15 protein-coding genes are annotated in these 17,881 nt (G+C 69.4%); 3 read left to right on the forward strand and 12 right to left on the reverse strand.

The window, feature by feature from the left end:
- Nucleotides 1–3 precede the first annotated feature (3 nt).
- From ACN5KJ_RS16880 to ACN5KJ_RS16895, 4 genes are all read right to left on the reverse strand, one after another.
- Complete coding sequence (locus ACN5KJ_RS16880; protein ID WP_418595128.1) at nucleotides 4–1,791, reverse strand: bifunctional molybdopterin-guanine dinucleotide biosynthesis adaptor protein MobB/molybdopterin molybdotransferase MoeA; 1,788 nt, start codon at nucleotides 1,789–1,791, stop codon at nucleotides 4–6.
- The gene (gene mobA, locus ACN5KJ_RS16885; protein ID WP_418595129.1) at nucleotides 1,788–2,417 is read right to left on the reverse strand and encodes a molybdenum cofactor guanylyltransferase MobA; all 630 of its coding nucleotides are present in this window, start codon (nucleotides 2,415–2,417) and stop codon (nucleotides 1,788–1,790) included. Before mobA ends, ACN5KJ_RS16880 begins: the two co-directional genes overlap by 4 nt.
- Complete coding sequence (locus tag ACN5KJ_RS16890) at nucleotides 2,414–2,830, reverse strand: hypothetical protein (RefSeq protein ID WP_347166722.1); 417 nt, start codon at nucleotides 2,828–2,830, stop codon at nucleotides 2,414–2,416. The genes mobA and ACN5KJ_RS16890 overlap by 4 nt, the downstream gene beginning before the upstream one ends.
- A gap of 154 nt (nucleotides 2,831–2,984) precedes the next feature.
- Entirely contained in the window at nucleotides 2,985–3,860 is an 876-nt protein-coding gene (locus ACN5KJ_RS16895) for a formate dehydrogenase accessory sulfurtransferase FdhD (RefSeq protein WP_418595130.1), read from the reverse strand.
- 51 nt (nucleotides 3,861–3,911) lie between these two features.
- On the opposite strand from ACN5KJ_RS16895, the gene ACN5KJ_RS16900 reads away from it, so the two are divergent.
- On the forward strand, nucleotides 3,912–4,631 hold the full coding sequence (locus ACN5KJ_RS16900) for an AzlC family ABC transporter permease (RefSeq protein WP_347166721.1): 720 nt from the start codon (nucleotides 3,912–3,914) through the stop codon (nucleotides 4,629–4,631).
- Nucleotides 4,624–4,947, forward strand: a complete 324-nt coding sequence (locus ACN5KJ_RS16905; RefSeq protein WP_418595131.1) for an AzlD domain-containing protein — start codon at nucleotides 4,624–4,626, stop codon at nucleotides 4,945–4,947. The genes ACN5KJ_RS16900 and ACN5KJ_RS16905 overlap by 8 nt, the downstream gene beginning before the upstream one ends.
- 411 nt (nucleotides 4,948–5,358) lie before the next feature.
- Here ACN5KJ_RS16905 and ACN5KJ_RS16910 read toward each other — a convergent pair whose 3' ends face one another.
- The 8 genes from ACN5KJ_RS16910 to ACN5KJ_RS16945 all read right to left on the reverse strand — a co-directional run bounded on the left by ACN5KJ_RS16910 (nucleotide 5,359) and on the right by ACN5KJ_RS16945 (nucleotide 16,612).
- The gene (locus tag ACN5KJ_RS16910) at nucleotides 5,359–6,009 is read right to left on the reverse strand and encodes a hypothetical protein (protein WP_418595132.1); all 651 of its coding nucleotides are present in this window, start codon (nucleotides 6,007–6,009) and stop codon (nucleotides 5,359–5,361) included.
- Nucleotides 6,010–6,141: 132 nt separating this feature from the next.
- A complete protein-coding gene (locus ACN5KJ_RS16915) occupies nucleotides 6,142–6,276 on the reverse strand; it encodes an aa3-type cytochrome c oxidase subunit IV (RefSeq protein WP_023848087.1) in 135 nt (44 codons plus the stop codon).
- A gap of 112 nt (nucleotides 6,277–6,388) precedes the next feature.
- Entirely contained in the window at nucleotides 6,389–7,570 is a 1,182-nt protein-coding gene (locus ACN5KJ_RS16920; RefSeq protein ID WP_418595133.1) for an HlyD family type I secretion periplasmic adaptor subunit, read from the reverse strand.
- A 183-nt stretch (nucleotides 7,571–7,753) separates the two neighbouring features.
- Nucleotides 7,754–9,937 carry an ATP-binding cassette domain-containing protein gene (locus tag ACN5KJ_RS16925; protein ID WP_418595187.1) on the reverse strand — a complete coding sequence of 728 codons (2,184 nt, stop codon included), beginning with the start codon at nucleotides 9,935–9,937 and terminating at the stop codon, nucleotides 7,754–7,756.
- A 17-nt stretch (nucleotides 9,938–9,954) separates the two neighbouring features.
- Nucleotides 9,955–11,274, reverse strand: coding sequence for a TolC family protein (locus ACN5KJ_RS16930; protein WP_418595134.1), 1,320 nt, complete (start codon nucleotides 11,272–11,274; stop codon nucleotides 9,955–9,957).
- Between the two features lie 80 nt (nucleotides 11,275–11,354).
- Nucleotides 11,355–14,633 carry an Ig-like domain-containing protein gene (locus tag ACN5KJ_RS16935; RefSeq protein ID WP_418595135.1) on the reverse strand — a complete coding sequence of 1,093 codons (3,279 nt, stop codon included), beginning with the start codon at nucleotides 14,631–14,633 and terminating at the stop codon, nucleotides 11,355–11,357.
- 195 nt (nucleotides 14,634–14,828) lie between these two features.
- Nucleotides 14,829–15,914 carry a Gfo/Idh/MocA family protein gene (locus tag ACN5KJ_RS16940; protein ID WP_418595136.1) on the reverse strand — a complete coding sequence of 362 codons (1,086 nt, stop codon included), beginning with the start codon at nucleotides 15,912–15,914 and terminating at the stop codon, nucleotides 14,829–14,831.
- Nucleotides 15,911–16,612: a GntR family transcriptional regulator gene (locus tag ACN5KJ_RS16945; RefSeq protein ID WP_418595137.1), complete on the reverse strand. Its 702-nt coding sequence runs from the start codon at nucleotides 16,610–16,612 to the stop codon at nucleotides 15,911–15,913. Before ACN5KJ_RS16945 ends, ACN5KJ_RS16940 begins: the two co-directional genes overlap by 4 nt.
- An 81-nt stretch (nucleotides 16,613–16,693) precedes the next feature.
- Between ACN5KJ_RS16945 and ACN5KJ_RS16950 the strand changes: the two genes are divergently transcribed.
- Nucleotides 16,694–17,848, forward strand: coding sequence for an LLM class flavin-dependent oxidoreductase (locus ACN5KJ_RS16950; protein WP_418595138.1), 1,155 nt, complete (start codon nucleotides 16,694–16,696; stop codon nucleotides 17,846–17,848).
- Nucleotides 17,849–17,881: the final 33 nt, after the last annotated feature.

The raw sequence follows: 17,881 nt of genomic DNA on the forward strand, positions 1-17,881 counted from the left end.
CCCCTACAGCCCGAAGGACCCGAAGGGGATGTAGCGCACCGGCACACCCGGCTCGACGATCATGGCGCCGTCGGGCAGTTCCACCAGCCCCTCGGCCCAGCTCAGCCCGGAAACGCGGCCCGATCCTTCCGACCGGAAGACCTCGGCCCGTCCGTCGCGAATGCGTGCGCGCAGGTATTCGCGCCGCCCCGGTTTCTTGCGCTTCGAGAACCCCGCGGGCACGTCGAAGCCCTGCGGCTCGGACCAGTCGGCCCCCGCCAGCAATGCCAGCGCGGGCCGCGCGAAGATCAGCGTGCAGACGAAGGCCGCCACCGGGTTGCCCGGAAGGCCGAAGACGGGGGTCTTCCGGTTCCACAAGCCCAGGGCCAGCGGCCGCCCCGGCTTCAGCGCGATCCGCCAGTCGTTCAGCGCCCCCGCCTCGCGCAACAGCGCCGAGACATGGTCCTCGTCCCCGGCAGAGGCCCCGCCCGAGGTCAGCACCGCGTCCACGTCCGCCCCGTCCAGCCGCGCCCGCAGCGCAGCCCGGTCATCGCCGACATGGCCAAGGTCCACCGCCTCGTGACCGAAGCGCGCCAGCAGCGCCAGCAGCATGGGCCGGTTGGCGTCATAGGTCTGCGAGACCCGGGCCGCCGTGCCCGGCGCCACGATCTCGTCCCCGGTCGACAGCACACCGACCCGCAGCGTCGCCCGCACCGGCAGCGCCCCGTGCCCGGTGGCGGCGGCAAGCGCGAGGTCGGCGGGGGTCAGCAGGCGGCCCGCCTGCAGGCAGGGCGCCCCCGCCTGCATGTCCTCGCCCGCAGGGCGGGTATTGGCCCCCGGCTTCACCGGCAGGCGGAAGGCCAGCCGCGCCCCGTCGGTGCGGGTGTCTTCCTCCAGCACCACCGTATCGACGCCCTCGGGCAGCAAGGCCCCGGTCAGGACGCGCACCGCCTGGCCCGCCGGCACGGCGCCCGCAAAGGGCGCGCCCGCAGCGGCCCGCCCGGGCACCAGCGGCAGGACGACCTCTTCCGTCCCGGGCAGGGACTCCACCGCGAAACCGTAGCCATCGACGGCGGTGTTGGGATGCGGCGGGTTGGCGCGCCGGGCCGTGATCTCCTCTGCCAGCACGCGCCCGCTGGCGGCGGACAGCGGCACCGTCTCGACCGCCGTGACCGGGCGCAGTCCCGCGCGCAGATGCGCCAGCGCCTCGTCCACCGGGGTCCAGGACACCCCTCGCGGCAGGGCAAAGCAATCGTTTGTCAGCGGCGGCGGCTTCAGCCCGCCGGACTCGTCCGGCGCCTGCCGGGCCTCTGGCTCTTCGTCCAACCCCAGGTCGCGGGCGATGAAATCGGCGATCGAGGCGGTATCGTTCAGGTCGAAGACCGGGCGGTCGATCTCCAGCGGCACATCGCTGGCCACCGCGCGGACCGTCGGATCGCCCGGCGCGATCAGCGGATTGCCGGGGGCGGCGCGAAAGGCCTCTATCTTGGGGTGGCCATCGCGTTTGTAGCCCTCGACCAGCACCAGGTCGCAGGGCCCCAGACCCGCCAGCAGCGCTGCCAGCGAAGGCTCCTCTCCCTCGGCCAGCTCGGTCATCCGCGCCGCCCGGCGGGCCGAGGCCAGCACCACCTCGGAGGCCCCCGCCACCCGGTGGCGGTGGCTGTCGGTGCCGGGGTGATCGACGTCAAAGCTGTGATGCGCGTGCTTGATCGTGCTGACCCGCAGGCCCCTGGCGACGAAATGGCCGATCAGCCGCTCCATCAGGCCGGTCTTGCCGCCGTTCTTCCAGCCGGTGACTCCGTAGACATTCACAGCATGGCCTCCGCCCGCGAGAGATCCTCGGGGGTGTTGATGTTGAAGAAGGGGTCGAAGCCCGCCGCGGGAAAGACCGTCTCGCGCCCGCCGTGGCGTTCCGTCCACAGAACGACCTTGCGCAGCCCGTCCCGCAGGGACGCGCGCAGGTCGTCGCGCAGCGCCACCGGCCAGAGACCGAAGGTCGGGTGCCGGATCAGGCCCGAGCGGGCGCGGCTGCGGGTCTCGGCCTCGCCCTCGGTCGCGGCCAGCACCAGCGGATGGGCCTGCCCCTCGGCGGCCAGCAGCAGACGCGGCACGAGGTCTTCGGGAAAGAAGGGCGTGTCGGCGGCGACGCTGACCACCGCCTCGGCGCCCTGTTCAGCGGCCCAGTCCAGCCCCGCCAGAACCCCCGCCAGCGGCCCGGGGAAATCCGGCAGCGGATCGGGGCGCACCGGCAGGCCGGAGGCGGCAAAGCGCGCCGCATCGCCATTGGCGTTCAGAAGCACCGCACCGACCTGCGGCGCCAGCCGTTCGGTCACCCGGTCCAGAAGGCTCCGCCCGCCAAGGCTCAGCAGCGCCTTGTCGCCGCCGCCCATGCGCGTGGCCAGCCCGCCCGCGAGTATGACGCCAAGTGGTTGTTTCACGGCTTGCGCTTCCCGTCCTTGTAAGCGGTGGGTATCAGGTCCGAGAGCGGGCGAAAGGCCATGTCCTCGCCATCGGGCACCGCCACCAGCGCGCCCGCCGCGTAATCCAGCATCAGCTCGCGGCAGGATCCGCAGGGCGGGATGACCTCTCCGCGCCGATTGACCGCGCCGCAGAAGATCACGACATCGTCCGGGTCGGCGGCCTTGGCCATGCCGATGGCCACCGGTTCGGCGCAGATGCTGGCGCGCGGCAGCGTGCTGTCGAGGTTCATGCCGATGTAGCGCCTGCCCGAGGCGGTCAGCACCACGGAGGCGACCGAGTGCCAGTCGCCGCGCTGGCGGTCGCGGATGAAGTCGCGGGCGGCGGCGATGGCCTCCCGCAGTCTTGTGTCGCTGTCCATGTCGTCCTTCATGCCGCTGCCTCCGCTATTCCGGCGCGCACCCCCGCCCTGCCGGGACGCTGGCCGCCGCCAGCCGGACAGGCAGTGTGAAGACCCGGGGCCTCCGCCGTCAAGGGCTGTGCCGGGCGCGGCACGGGGCCTGGCCCGCGGACAGCACCCGCCCCGGTCATTCCGCACTCTTGCGGCGGGACTTGCGGTCTTCTTCCGGCACCGCGTCCGGGTCGATGTCGCGGATCAGGCGTTCCTCGCCCGCGAGGCAGACAAAGCGCTTGCCGCGCATCCGCCCGATGCAGGTGAGGCCGACCTGCCGCGCGATCTCGACCCCCCAGGCCGTAAAGCCCGACCGCGAGGCCAGCACCGGAATGCCCATCAGCGCGGTCTTGATCACCATCTCGGAGGTCAGCCGCCCGGTGGTGTAGAGGATCTTGTCGTCGGGCGAGACGCCTTCGCGGAACATCCACCCGGCGATCTTGTCGACCGCGTTGTGGCGGCCCACGTCCTCCATGTAGACCAGCGGGCGGTCGCCCTGACAGAGCACCGTGCCATGGATCGCCCCGGCCTCCAGATACAGCGAGGGCGTGGTGTTGATCCTGGCCGCCAGGGCGTACAGCCAAGAGGTCCGCACCGGCGCGGGCGGCAGGGTCACCGCTTCCAGCCCCTCCATCATGTCGCCGAAGACCGTGCCCACGGCGCAGCCCGAGGTGCGGGTCTTCTTTTGCAGCTTTTCCTCGTAGGTGGTCTCGGAGGCGGTGCGGACGACCACAGTTTCCAGCTCTTCGTCGTAGTCCACGCCGGTCACGGTCTCATCGTCGCCCAGCATCCCCTGATTGCGCAGGAATCCCAGCGCCAGGTACTCGGGGTAATCGCCGATGGTCATGGCGGTCACGATCTCCTGCCGGTTCAGGTAGATCGTCAGCGGGCGCTCCTCGACCACTGCTGTCTCGATCGCGGCGCCGGTATGGTCGGTGCCCGAGACGCTGCGCGTCAGGCGGCGGTCCCCGGCAAGCGGTGCGATGAGGTAGTCGGAGGCGGGCGATTGCATCTGGTCGAGGCCTTGGATAGGGCAAGAGGGCAACAGGATCGGGGGTCAGTCATGGCAAATGGCGGGGTGAAGTCAAGCTACTGGCGCGGTGTCCGCGACGGGCTGCCCTTCCTGATGGTGGTCGGCCCCTTTGCCGTGCTCTTCGGCGTTCTGGCGACAGAGGCCGGGCTGACGGTACTGGAATCGCTGGGCTTTTCCATCGTCGTGATCGCGGGCGCCGCGCAGTTCACCGCGTTGCAACTGATGTCCGAACAGGCGCCGACGCTGATCGTGATCGCCTCGGCCCTGGCGGTGAACCTGCGGATGGCGATGTATTCCGCCTCTATCACGCCCTACCTCGGCGGGCTGAGCCTGAAGAAGCGGATCCTCGCGGCCTATTTCCTTGTCGATCAGACCTACGCTGCCGCGGCCATCGAATACGAGAAGCGGCCAGAGATGACACGGGCTGAGCGCTACGCCTATTTCATGGGGGTCGCGACGCCGATCTGCCCGCCGTGGTACGCCTTCACCGTCATCGGCGCGCTGGTCGGAGAGACCTTTCCGCCGGGCCTCGGCCTTGATTTCGTGCTGCCGCTGGCCTTCCTCGCGATGCTCGGCCCGGCCCTGCGCACCGGCGCGCATCGGGTGGCCGCGCTGGTCGCGGCGCTGGCGGCGCTGGCCCTGGCCGGGCTGCCCTACAACCTTGGCCTGATGGTTGCGGCGGCGCTCGGGATGCTGGCGGGGGCCGAGGTCGAACGCCGTGTCGAGATGCGGGAGGCAGCCCGTGGATAAGTCAGCACTCTGGATCGTCATCGCCGCGCTGGGGGTCGGATCCTTCGCGTTGCGCTTCGTGTTTCTGGGGCTGGTGGGCGACCGGGCCATGCCGCCCTGGCTGCTGCGCCACCTGCGCTACACCGCCGTCGCGGTCATGCCCGCGCTGGTGGCGCCGCTGGTGCTCTGGCCCAAAGCGACGGAGGGCGAAACCGACCCGCTGCGCCTCTCGGCGGCCTTCCTGACGCTGGCCGTGGGCTACCTGACAAAGAACCTCTACGCGGCCATGGGCATCGGGGCGGCGGTCATGCTGGGCGGGGCCTGGCTGGGGTCCTGAGGGCCTTTCCCCCGCCGCGAACAGACCGACGCCGACGCGACGCCGCGCCTGTCGGGGCAGAGCGTGTTTCGACCTGAGGACCCTGGGTTCGGGGTGGCTACGGCGACACGCCGGAACCTGAGGCATCCCGTGACACCAATGCCCCGAGAGCGCGGCAGGCACTCGGCGTCACAGGGGAGAGGCGGAACGCTTTACCGTCTATCGGCCTGCGGGACGCCTCGCCCGAGGGGCACGCTGCTGCCAGACGGGGGGCTTTCGGGGGCCCAAGGGCTGCCCCCGGCGCCGACACGCGGCCCGCGCGGGACACAGCTTTCAACCGGATGTTCACCGAATCGCCCGACTGTAGAGGGCGGTCGGGAGGGGGAAACCCGTTAGCCTTTCATGAAGGCTGCGGACGGGTCCGCCCTACCCTCACCCCTCTGCGGTAAGGGCCAGCCGCGCGTTCCGCTTGCGCTCTTCATAGGCCTTCACCGCAAGGCTCTTGTCGTCGTCGTCCATCTCGCGGCGCACCCGTTCCGTGACGCCGGGCAGGCGAGAGAAGTCATCGGCAAGCTTGTTGGGATACCATTGCGACCCGATGTTCTGGAATCCCGGCAGTTGCCGCAGGATGCCAGAGGTCGCCTTGCTGCACTGCGCGGCAGGCACGGCACCGTGGCCCTGCACCAGCTGAAGGGCGCGTTCCGCCACCTCGGGCGCCACGGTCGTCTTCTGGATGCGCACGCGATAGGTCTCGCGCGCATGGGCGCTTTCAAAGACCTCCTCGACCTCGGGTGTGATGCCGTAGAGGACATCGTCGATCTCTGGCACGCTCTGGAAGCGCACGGACCCGGCGGGGTCGAAGACCACCCGCTGCGAGGGTGCATTGATCATCATCGCCGTATGAGCGCCCGAGTCGCTGCGGTTGTTGATCATCGTGTACAGCGTGATCTCGGACGGGCCGTCGTGGCGATAGGCGGCGCGCGCCGCCTCTTCCGCGGTGGCGTTCGGCCCCGACACATTGCCGGCGCAGCCCGACACCAGAACGGCGCAGGCAAGGGCCGCGAAGAGCGCGCGGATCGTCATAGGTCCACCCCTGTCATGTCTATAATTCCCGGGCAGGGTCGCGCGGCACAGCGCCGGACCCAAGGCACGAATGCGTCATCCCGGGAAGAAGCGCGCGGCCTGTGGCAATCCTGCCCCGCCGCGCGCGTGGCGTCAGGCGTTGAAGACCGCCATGAAGATCACCAGGCACAGGATCACGATCATCGCGCGGATGGTGAAACTGATGAAGCCCTCGAAGGTCTTTTCCTGGACGGTGATGTCCATCGAGCCGTGCTTGTGTTCTGCCATGGTCCCAAGTCCCGTGATTTGCGTTTGCCCGGTGACCTAGCGCAGATTCGCGCCCCTGTCACTGCGCCATTCTGCGCCCTTTCCGCCCCAACCGGCACGTCAGCCCCCCCCCCTAGGGCTCACGGAAGGCCTCGCGCGATTTGTAGAGCGGCTTCAGCAGGTATTGCAGCACTGTCTTCTCGCCGGTGTGCAGTTCCGCCTGTGCCTGCATGCCGGGGCGGATTTCCATCGCGGCCTGCCGGTCGCTCAGGTCGTTCAGGTCGACGCGGACCGTCACCTTGTAGTGCGGCTGGTTCTCGGGGCGGCGCTCGTCCTTGAAGGTATCCGCCGAGATCACGTCAACCCGGCCCTTGAGCGTGCCGTAGATGGTGTAGTCATAGGCCGACAGTTTCACCGTCGCCTCCTGCCCCGGGCGGATATTGGCGATATCCTCGGGGCGGACCCGCGCCTCGACGAACAGCTCGTCGTCCATGGGGATGATCTGCATGATCTCTTCGCCCGGGCGCACGACGCCGCCGATGGTCGTCACCGACAGCGTGTTCACCACCCCGTGCATCGGCGAGGTCAGCACCGTGCGGTTCAGCTGATCCTGCGAGGCCTTCAGGTTCTGCCGCAGCGTCGCCAGTTCCCTGAGCGTCTCGGAATACTCCTCGGCCCGGCCCAGTTCGGTCTGCGTCACGATCTCGTCAAAGGCTTTCTCGGCATCGGCATGGGCCTTGCGGGCGCGTGTCACCTCGATCAGCGCCACCACCTTCTTGTCCAGCAGGTTCTCCATCAGGCTGCGCTCGGACGCGGCCTGTTCCAGAACCCGTTTCGCGCCCGCGCGCCGGGACAGGTAGTCCGACTGCCGCGCCGCCAGAAGCGCCTGTTCCGAGACCACCAGCTCACGCGACCGCTCTGCCAAAGGCGCGGGGACTTCGACGACCGAAGCCCCCGCCAGTTCGGCCTCGAGCCGCAGGCGGCGGATCTCGAGGGCGGTGATCTGGTCCTGCAGGTCGTCCACCGACGACCGGAACTGCGTGCCGTGCAGGCGGGCAAGGATATCGCCGCGCAGCACCTCGTCGCCCTCCTTCACCAGCAGCTCGGAGAGGATGCCGCCTTCGAGGTTCTGGATGATCTGGGGGCGCGAGCTGCTGATGATCTCTCCGTCGCCGCGCACGATCTCGTCCAGCCAGGCCATCGAGGCCCAGAGGAGGAAGGCCAGAACGGTCGCGGCGCAAAGCCAGACGGTCAGCGACGGCCCGCGCATCCGGGCGCCCAACTGGGCGGTCAGGTCGGTGGTGCTCAGGGTCATCTGGAAGGCCTCCGCGACGGCTTTGGGCGCAGCACTTGCCCCGCGCCCGGCACCGGGACGAACCGGAGGACGCGGCAAGGGGCCATGGCGCGGGCCACCGGCGCGCCGCGCAGATCATGGCCCCTCAGTGCCGACAGGCCCACGACCGGGCCGAGACGCGGGATGCCGGACCCCGCGCCCATCTCAGGCGGCCCCCTGCGTGCTGCGCAGGTGGTCGAGCACCCGATCGCGCGGCCCGTCCACCGCCAGCCGCCCGTTTGCAAGGATCAGCGTGCGCGAGGCCAGTTGCAGGATCGGCACGCGGTGCGTGGCGATCACCGCCGTCCGCCCGGCCAGCCAGCCTTCGAGCCGCGAGATCAGCGTCTTTTCCAGCGTCTGGTCCAGCGCGGCGGTGGGTTCGTCCAGCAGGCAGATTTCCGGGTCCTGCAACCACAGACGCGCCCAGCCGATGCTCTGGCGCTGCCCCACCGACAGCCCCTCTCCGCCGTCGCGGATATCCAGATCCAGCCCCTTGGGATGGACCTTCACGAAGGGACCCAGCCCGGCGAAATCCAGCGCCTGATACAGCCGCCCGTCGTCGCGCTCCAGCATCGACAGGTTCAGGTTGTCGCGCAGGGTGCCCTGAAACAGCCGCACCTCCTGCCCCAGATAGCCGATCGACCGTCGCAGGTCGCGCGGCTCGATCTGGCCCATCTCGGTGCCGTCCACCAGCACCTTGCCCGAGGCGGGCGCATAGAGCCCCGTCAGCATCTTCAGTAGCGTCGACTTGCCGGACCCGTTGGCGCCCAGCACCGCCAGCACCTGCCCCGGCTGGATCACGAGGTTCTGCAGATCCACCGCCGGCGCGCCCTCGGGGTCGTAGCGGAAAGTGGCGCCCTGCACCTCGAAGCGGCCTTCCAGCTTTTCGCGCCGCAGGTAGCTGCGCGCGGGCGCCCGGTCCTGCGCCACGCCCGCCAGCCCGTCGAGACCGTCGAGCGCCGCCCTGACGTTGCCCCAGCGCGCGAGGATGCCGGACAGCTGCGTCAGCGGGGCCAGCGTGCGCGAGGACAGGATGCCGACGGCGAGGATGCTGCCCACGGTGAACTCTCCGGCGAAGACCAGATAGGTCCCGGTGATCACGGCACAGACATAGGTCGCCTGTTGCAGGCCCTGGCTCCAGAAGGTCAGCGAGGCCGCCAGCCGCCGCTGGTCCGAGCTTTTCAGCGCCTGCACGGCGGTCAGCTCTTCCCAGATCCGCGCAAACCGGGCCTCGGCGCGCTGCGTCTTGATGGTGTCGAGGTCGCCCACCGCCTCCATCAGCAGCCGCGCCTGCCGGGTCGAGGCACCCTGCATTTCCCTGGTCAGCCGGATCATGCGGCGCTGCATCAGGAAACCCGGCACGACCATCAGGATGCCGCCCGCGATCAGCACCCAGACCACCGATCCGGCAATCGACCAGACCAGCGCGAGAAAGACGAAGATGAAGGGGATGTCCGCCATCGCCCCCACGGTCGAGGCGGTGAAGAACTCGCGCACCGAGCCGAAGTCGCGCATCGCCGAGAACAATTGCGAGGGTGAGCGTCCGGCCAGATCCGACCGCATGCCCAGCAGCCGCCCCATCAGCAGACGCTGCGCGCCCATTTCGATCTGCCGCCCTGCCCCGTCCAGCAGCCGCGAGCGCGCGACCTTCAGGAAACCTTCCATCAGCAGCGCCAGCGCGGCGCCCGCCGCCAGCACCCAAAGCGTCGCCTCGGACTGGTGCGGGATCACCCGGTCGTAGACCTGAAGACTGAACAGCGCCACCGAGACTGCCAGAAGGTTCGCCACCAAAGACCCCAGCGCCACCTCGCCAAAGGCCCGGCGGAAGGGCGCGAACTGGCCCCAGAACCAGTGCTGTTCCGCCTCGGCGCTGGCGTGGATCTCGGCCAGCATCTGCACCGGCGCCTCGGCCCGGACCACCTGCCCCGCGAAGGGGCCGCGGAACTCCGCAAGCCCGACCTCGGCCTGCCGCGAGGCGGTGGTCTCGTCGTAGATCGTCAGCCAGTCGCCGTCGCGCGCCAGAACCAGCACCGCCTGCCCGTTCGTCATCAGCGCCAGCGCAGGCCAGTCGGCGGCCTCCAGCAACGGCACATCCTGCACCCGCGCCAGAAGCCCGGCTGCCTCGGCCCCGGCCTTCAGAGCATCGCCGTCGAAACTGTCGTTCGGTCCGGCGTTGCGGGTCAGGGCCTCCAGCACGTCGGGGCTGCGCGCCTCGACCCCCAGACGCCCGGCCAGCACCCGGATCAGCGCGGCCCGGGACCGCGCCCGGTCGGAATGGCGCGGCGCCTGCGCCACACTGTCGGCGGGCACCGGCACCATGCGCAGCGCCGCCCCCGCGCGACCGGCCATGCCCCGGAGGCCCTGCGTCACAGGCGTGCCCCCTCGGCCAGCGCGCCTTGCAGGCGGGCCAGTTCCAGCGTCGCGCGGGCGGCCTTGTAGCGCAGGTCTATCTCGGCCTCCAGGGCGGTGGCGTAGATCTCGTAGACGCCAACCACATCCATGACCTGTCGCTGACCGCCCTCGTATTGCGCCCGGAACAGGTCGAGGTTCGTCCTGGCCTGAGCGGTCAGGACAGCCGCCTCCTGCCCTTGCCGCCGGTACGCGTCGCGCTGGATACGCTGCGACTGGATCTGGCGCGCGGCCACCTCGCGGGCCTCGCCCACCCTGCGGTCGGCGCTGACCCGTGTCGCCTCGATGGCTTCGAACTCTGCCATGGTCCCCAGCGAAAACAGCGAATCCGTAGTCAGTTCCAGCCCGCCGGTGACCCGCCCGTCACGGCCAAGCGCGCCGGTCGCCGCAAGGCCCGGCAGGTGCCCGGCGCGGGCGATCTTCGCCTCGGCGATGGTGCGTTCGCGTTCGGCCCGGGCTCGCAGCACGCCCAGCGCCTCTCCGGCGCCCGGGTCACGCAGGCCGCCGATGCCGGACAGCTCTGCCAGCGGGCGTGCTGACATGGCGTTCAGTTCCGCAAGCGCCACCGCCGCGGCCTCTTGCGCCTCGCCGGACCGGGCCCGCATCGAGGCCAGCTTTTGCCGCACCACGTTGAGGTCGGACATGTCCGAAACACCGCCCTTCACGCGCTCGAGGATGACCCATTCGAAATGGCCCATCTCTTGCAGAGCGCCCCGCAGATGCGCCGCAAGGTCACGGTTCTGCTGCGCGGTCAGGTACAGAGACAGCGCGTCGCCCACCCGCCTGTTGCCGTCCTCGACAAGGGCAACGGCGGCGATCTCGACATTGGCCTTGGCCAGATCGCGCTCCGCCACCCTGCGCCCGTTGTCGAAGAGCACCTGGTTGATGACCAGTTCCGCCACGAAGGCGCCCAGCGACTCCAGCGAGACGCGCGGCCCGAACCGCGGCATCCAGTTCTTCGCCGCCGCCTCTGCGCGCAGTTGCGCGACGCGCAATTCCGCCTCTGCCACGCGGGCGTCCGAGGCGATCACGGCATCGGCGACCCGCGCATAGGGCGTGCCCGGCTCGATGGCGGAGGGACGCAGTTGCAGGGCGTGTATGATCTCGGAGGCCTGCGAGGGCCGGGTCACGGCGGGCTGCGCCTGGGCCGCGCTGGCCAGGGGCGCCGGGTCGGGTCCCCTGAACCGGCTGACCGTGCCCTCGGCCATCTCCTTCATGCATCCGGGCAGCATCGCCAAAGTGACGATCAAGCCCAGGCTCCGCCTGCGTCTGCTCATGTCGTGCCCCCGTTACGGCGCGTTTTATGGTTATCGGGATCCGGGGCCCGGTTCTGCCGGGCCTCCGGACGCTGTGCCTGTCAGACCACCCCGGTCACGGCGGCGATCTCGTCCTCGATCAGCAGCGTCGCATCGCCCAGCGAGAAGACGTTGAAGGTGGTGCCCTCCACCTCCTTCGTGCCCTCGGCCTCGGCGCCGGTGATCGTGACGCTGTCGTCGGGCCCGCCGCGCACCGTCACGGTGTCGGTGGTGGAAGACAGCGCCATGATCTGCGCCTCGGTGATGGTCAGCTGGCTGTCTTCGGCGAAATGCAGGTCGATGGTGTCGACCTGATAGCCGGACAGCGCCTCGGCGATGTCGTCGGACATCAGGACATCGTTGGTCCTGGGATCGTCGGTCACAAGATAGCTGCCGGTGGTGTTGCCCGCCGCATCGGTGGCCGCCAGCACAAGATGCGTGCCATCGGCCACATGGCCGTCGAGGTTGATATAGGTCTGGCCGATCCCCGGAATGTCGTCGCTGCTGCTGACATCCACCGCCGTCACCAGCGGCCTGCCCGCCGGGTCGGTCACCTGTCCCAGAAAGACCGTATCCTCCGAAATCTCGGTGCGGATCAGGTCCACGCCCGCGCCGTCGCGGCCATAGCCGGTCCAGCCCGGCGCATCCGGGGCATCCGTGTCGATCGTGATGCTGTCGGTCAGCCTGCGGGTGTTGCCTGCCGCATCCGTCGCCTCGACCAGCAGCGGCGCGTCCAGCGTGCCCTCGGGGATGGACCCGGCGGGAATGTCCACCGTCCAGTTGCCCGCGGAATCGACCGTGGCCACATGCGCCACCCCGCCCAGCGTGACCGATACCGTCGATCCCGCTTCAACCACGCCGGTCAGGGCAAAACCCGCCTTCGCCTCGAGCGCGTTGACCACGCCGTCTGCGCCGCCCGGCGTGCCACCCAGCGTGAGGTTCCGCACCAGCGTGTCCACGTCGACGCTGCCCGAGGCGGTCTCGACATTGCCTGCCGGGTCGGTGGCGGTCGCCGTGACGGTCAGGCTGCGTTCGCCGGCCGGGATCTCGGCGACCGAGAACGCCGCCGTCCAGGACCCCTCCGGGGCAACCGTGGCGGTCCGGGTCACGCTGCCCAGCGTCACGGTGACGGTGCTGCCGGGTTCCGCCGTGCCGGTCAGGGTCACGCCATCCGACCGCTCGACGGCATTGACGACGCCGTCGCCCCCGACCGTTTCGGTCATCACCGTGACATTGGTTTCGGTGTCGATGGCGATGCTGCCGGTGACCGTCGCCACGTTCCCGGCGGCGTCGGTGGCGGTGGCGGCAATCTCCATCGCGGTCTCGCCCTCGGGGACATCGCCGGTGGGCAGCGTCACGGACCATGCGCCATCCTCGGCCACCCTGGCCGCGTGTTGCGCGCCGTTCGCGGTGACGGTGACGACAGAGCCCGGCTCTGCCTGCCCGGTCAGCACCACGCCATCGGCGCGCTCTGCCGCGTTCACCACGCCGTCGCCCCCGACAGTTTCCGTTTCGACCGACAGTGCGATCTGGGTGTCGACGATGAAGCTGTGGTCCACCGTCGTGACATTGCCCGCCGGATCGGTGGATGTGACGGACGCGACCGTGTCGTAGGTGCCTTCGGGCAGGGCGTCCAGAACGACGCTCCACGCGCCGTCCGCACCGACCGTGGTGGCGTAGTCCTGGCCCTCTGCGGTGACCACGATGGCGGCGCCGGTCTGGCCGGTTCCGGTCAGCGTCACGCCGCCCGCCTGCTCGACCGCGGAAATCAGGTCGTCCCCGGTCAGGGGCAGCTCTGTCAGATCCAGCCTGTTGAGGGTATCGATCTGCACGGCATCGGTGACGGTTGTCGTGTTGCCATAGGCATCACTGCTGCTGATCGTCACATCGGCGGTATATTCGCCCGGCGGGCACACGGTGTCGTCGAACCTGACGCCCCATGCGCCGCCGTCGGACACCGTGACGGTCTGCGTCGTCTCGCCCAGGGTGACGGTCAGCGCGGCGCCGGGCTCTCCGGTGCCGGACAGGGCGACGCCACCCGCGTGGCTGGCCGCGTTGAAGAGATCGCCGGTCGAGACAAAGCCCTGTTCAAGGCCCAGCGCCGGGGGCGTGGTGTCGATGGTGAAGGAGGGGCCGTCAAGCTCGGTCACGGTGCCGCCGGGATCGGTCACCACCACGTCGATGTCATCGTAGTCGCCATCGGGCGGGAAATCGTCGCCGTCAAAGACCGCCTCCCATGTGCGGTCCGGGTCGGCCACCACGGTCACGGTCTCGCCGCCGATGGTGACGTCGACCACAGAGCCCGGATTGCCGGTGCCCGAAATCACGATCGCCGGGTCGTCGCCGCCAGCAATCACATGGCTGCCCTCGGAATCATCGACGGTCGGAGCGATCCAGGGCGTGTCGTCGCCGCCGCCCAGGGTCTCGTCGCCTCCCACGGTGTCATCACCGCCGCCCAGGGTGTCGTCGCCACCCACGGTATCATCGCCACCCAGGGTATCATCACCGCCGCCAAGGGTATCGTCGCCACCGCCCAGGGTGTCATTGCCACCGCCCGGGGTGTCATCGCCACCGCCCAAGGTATCGTCGCCGCCGCCCACGGTGTCATCACCGCCACCCACGGTGTCATCGCCACCGCTCAGGGTGTCGTCGCCGCCGCCCAAGGTATCGTCGCCACCGCCCAGGGTATCGTCGCCGCCGCCCAGGGTATCGTCGCCGCCGCCCAGGGTATCGTCGCCGCCACCCACGGTGTCATCGCCACCGACCACGGCGTCATCGCCACCGCCGCCGCCATCATCATCGCCGCCGCGCCCCAGCAGCAGGGCACCGCCGGCGGCAGCGGCGGCACCTGCGCCCATGCCGCCGACCCCAAGCCCCGCCCCGCCCAGCAGCCCGGGCGCCAGCATGCTGACCTCTTCCTCTTCGCCGGTATAGGGCACATCCGCCGAGACCATCGGCTCGTCGACAAAGATCAGGTCGTCCAGGGAGCTCCACTTGCCCCATGTCTCGCCCGGCCCGTATTGCGCGAACAACGCCCCGCCCTCGGCCTCGATGAAGCCGACTTCGTTCAGGACCCCGTTGGAACTGACGAAAAAGCGGCTGGCCCCGGCGGTGCCCGCAGCGTCGAAATAGCCCTCCAGCACGATGACGCGGCCATCGGCAAGGGTGATCAAAAGGTCATTGGCCGCCCGGTCGTAGCCGCGCAGATCGGACTGCGCCACGTTCAGGGAAATGTCGTTTCCGGACCCGGCTTCGATCAGAAATGCCCGATCGCTTCCACCCACGAAACCATGCTCGACCGCACCCACAGGGGTACGGATCACGAAATTGATCGCGTTCATATAAAAATACCGCTCTGCCTCTGCGCCCATAATTTTTTTTGGGCTGTTTTGCTCGGGGTCGAACCTACCCGAATTCCGACACATTCTCTAGATGGAACCTGTCACGCTGCGCTGGAAACGGGGATATTCGCCCCATCCGCGCCGCATTCAGGGAATTCTGTGGCATATTTGCGGCAAAGACAGCGCAAACATGCCTCAATGGATGTACGCGACCTGCCCCGTCTCTACCGCACGTTGTGCCGCAAGACCCATGCGTACAGCCCATGCGCCATCGCTCAGGGACACCGACCACGGGCCACGCCCCCGCAGCGCCTCTGCAAAGGCCCGGTGCTGGTGAAAGGTCGCGCCATTGTGGTCGCCCGCCGCCTGAAGCGCCGGGTCCAGCGGCAGCCGGGTGACCTGCGGACCGGGCGGCTGGCGCGGGCTTTCCTCGACCTCGGCCAGCGGCGAAGGCCCCAGCGCCGGGGGCCAGAACCGCGCCGGGCCGGGCACGCGCGCCTCGATCCGGCCTGCCGGGCCGCAGGCCGACAGGTCCTCCTGAAATCGGCTGCCCTCGGCGTACATGCACAGCTCCAGCATGGCGCGGGCGCCGCTGGCGAAGTCGACGATGACATAGGCGCTGTCCCAGATGTCGGGCACCGCGTCGCCGTAGCGTTCGGCGCGATGGTTCACCATCTGGCCGCCGCTGGCCATGATCCGCACCGGGTCGGACTTCAAAGCCAGCCGCATGAGGTCGAAGAAATGGCAGCATTTCTCGACCAGCGTGCCGCCGGTGTAGCGGTTGAAGCGGTTCCAGCCGCCCACCTTGGGCAGGAAGGGAAAGCGGTGCTCGCGGATCGTCAGCATCGTCGCGCCGCCGGTGACCGCGTCGATCCGGTCCAGAAAGCGCGCGATGGCGGGCATGTAGCGGTATTCCATGGCCACCCAGACCGGCAGGTCCAGCGCCGCGACCCGCGCCGCCTCTGCCTCGGAGATGTACAGCGGCTTTTCCACCATCACCGGCAGCGGACGGCGGCGCGCGATCTCTTCCAGCTGCGCGACGTGGCAGTGGTTGGGGCTGGCGATCAACAGGCAGTCAAGGCCCTCTATATCAAGAAGCGCGGCCAGGTCCGGGCACAGCACGGCGCCGGGGGCCAGGGTGGCCGCGATGGCCGCCATATCCGCATCCGGCTCGACGATCGCGGCGACCCGCGCGCCGGGCAACAGGGCGATATTGCGCAGGTGCTCCTGCCCCATCATGCCGCAGCCGATGACGCCGTAGCGCAGCGCCCCCGCTGTCATTTCAGCCGCGCCACATAGGTCGCCACCTCGGTGTCGATCCAACCGCGGGACACCTCGGCCCGCGCGCCGTCCCGCGCAAAGCTGACCCGCGTCGCACAAAGGCAGGGCGCGCCGGGGCGCGGTCCGAAGGCATCGGGCGCCCAGTCGGGGACGGGCAGCAGGCTCATGCGGTCCTCGGCGCGGGTGATCCACAGGTCCAGCCGCTCTCGGTAGAAACGGTAGAGCGATTCCGACAGGTCGCGCCGTTCGATCCGGTCCGTGTAAGCCCCATCCAGCCAGATCTCTTCCAGGATGGCGGGCCTGCCGTTCAGCCGCCTCAGGCGGCGGATGCGATGGGCCTCGGCGCTGGAACCGAAGGGCGGCAGGTCCTCGGGCTTCGCCACCCGGTCGATGGACAGAAGCTCGGCGGTCGGCAGCCCCCCGCCCTCCAGCAATTCGACGCGGAAAAAGGCATAAACCGACTGCACGTCCGCCTGCGCCCTGATATAGTTGCCCGATCCGTGGACACGCTCCAGCAGGCCCTTCTCGGTCAGATCCTCCAGCGCCTTGCGCAGCGTGCCGACGGAAATGCCCAGACGCTCGGCATAGACCCGTTCGGGCGGCAGGCGTTCTCCGTCCTGCAACCGCCCGGCATTGATTTCGCGGATCAGCATTTCGCTGATTTGCAGGTAGATGGGCAGCGCGTGACGGTTCCGCATAGGGACTCCCTGAAATTGATACAGTATTGATCTACATGAACGCGCCTGCTACGCAAGAGGAAATCAAGTCACGGAGGCGCCATGACCGTCGTGCCCATCACCTCTGCCGATCTGGACGCCGTCGAGGTCAGCTGGTTCGCGGCCCTGTGTTCGGACGATTACGAATTCCTTGGCGTGCCGGACGGGCGGCTGCGGTCGTCCTTCGCGCATTGTTCGGCCATCGTGCAAGAGGCCGAACGGCAGGGCTTTCGCAATATCCTGTGCCCCTCGTCCTACCAGGTCGGGCAGGACACGCTGAGCTTTGTCGCGGGCTGCGCGCCGATCACCGACCGGATCGCCATGCTGGCCGCCGTGCGCTGCGGAGAGATGCAGCCGATCATGCTGGCGCGCACCTTGGCGACGCTCGACCACATGCTGGAAGGCCGCCTGACGGTGAACGTGATCAGCAGCGACTTCCCGGGCGAGACCGCCGAAAGCGCCCTGCGCTACCAGCGCTCGCGCGAGGTGGTGGAGATCCTCAAACAGGCCTGGACCCGCGACACCATCGACTACGCGGGTGAGCACTACCGCTTCAGCGGGCTGCCCACCGATCCGGCCCGGCCATGGCAGAGCGGCGGGCCGCTGCTGTATTTCGGCGGCTATTCCCCCGACGCGCTGGAGCTGTGCGGCCAGCATTGCGACGTCTACCTGATGTGGCCCGAACCCAAGGCGCAGATCGCCGAGCGCATGAAGGCGGTGAACGCGGTGGCCCGGCGCCACGGGCGGACGCTGGACTACGGGCTGCGCGTGCATGTCATCGTCCGCGACACAGAGGCCGAGGCCCGCGAATGGGCCGAACACATCACCTCGCGGCTTGATGACGAGATGGGCCGCCTGATCCGCGAGCGGGCGCTGGACAGCGGTTCGCTGGGTGTCGCGCATCAGGCCCGCGCGCGCGAGCTGGCGGACCAGTACGGCTATGTCGAGCGGCACCTCTGGACGGGTATCGGGCGGGCACGATCCGGCTGCGGCGCGGCCATCGTCGGCTCGACCGACCAGGTTCTGTCGGAACTCGAAGAGTACCGCCACATGGGCATCCGGGCCTTCATCCTCTCGGGCTATCCGCACCTGGACGAATGCCGCCACTTCGGAACGCGCGTGCTGCCGCAGATGGCGACCTGCTCGCTGCCGCAGGCCTACGGGCGCCTGCCCGACGGCCCGCCCGCGACCCCCTTGGCCGCCGGAGAACGGCGCTGATGCACAGCGCCGCCCCTGCCCTGCGCCCGGGCC

This window comes from Ponticoccus sp. (in: a-proteobacteria), from assembly GCF_048381735.1.

Coding starts and splice junctions, on each gene's coding strand:
- ACN5KJ_RS16950 (WP_418595138.1), top strand. CDS start 16,694: ATGACCGTCGTGCCCATCACCTCTGCCGATCTGGACGCCGTCGAGGTC.
- ACN5KJ_RS16910 (WP_418595132.1), bottom strand. CDS start 6,009: ATGACGATCCGCGCGCTCTTCGCGGCCCTTGCCTGCGCCGTTCTGGTG.
- ACN5KJ_RS16895 (WP_418595130.1), bottom strand. CDS start 3,860: ATGCAATCGCCCGCCTCCGACTACCTCATCGCACCGCTTGCCGGGGAC.
- ACN5KJ_RS16915 (WP_023848087.1), bottom strand. CDS start 6,276: ATGGCAGAACACAAGCACGGCTCGATGGACATCACCGTCCAGGAAAAG.
- ACN5KJ_RS16940 (WP_418595136.1), bottom strand. CDS start 15,914: ATGACAGCGGGGGCGCTGCGCTACGGCGTCATCGGCTGCGGCATGATG.
- ACN5KJ_RS16900 (WP_347166721.1), top strand. CDS start 3,912: ATGGCAAATGGCGGGGTGAAGTCAAGCTACTGGCGCGGTGTCCGCGAC.
- ACN5KJ_RS16890 (WP_347166722.1), bottom strand. CDS start 2,830: ATGAAGGACGACATGGACAGCGACACAAGACTGCGGGAGGCCATCGCC.
- ACN5KJ_RS16920 (WP_418595133.1), bottom strand. CDS start 7,570: ATGACCCTGAGCACCACCGACCTGACCGCCCAGTTGGGCGCCCGGATG.
- ACN5KJ_RS16935 (WP_418595135.1), bottom strand. CDS start 14,633: ATGAACGCGATCAATTTCGTGATCCGTACCCCTGTGGGTGCGGTCGAG.
- ACN5KJ_RS16945 (WP_418595137.1), bottom strand. CDS start 16,612: ATGCGGAACCGTCACGCGCTGCCCATCTACCTGCAAATCAGCGAAATG.
- ACN5KJ_RS16930 (WP_418595134.1), bottom strand. CDS start 11,274: ATGAGCAGACGCAGGCGGAGCCTGGGCTTGATCGTCACTTTGGCGATG.
- ACN5KJ_RS16925 (WP_418595187.1), bottom strand. CDS start 9,937: ATGGCCGGTCGCGCGGGGGCGGCGCTGCGCATGGTGCCGGTGCCCGCC.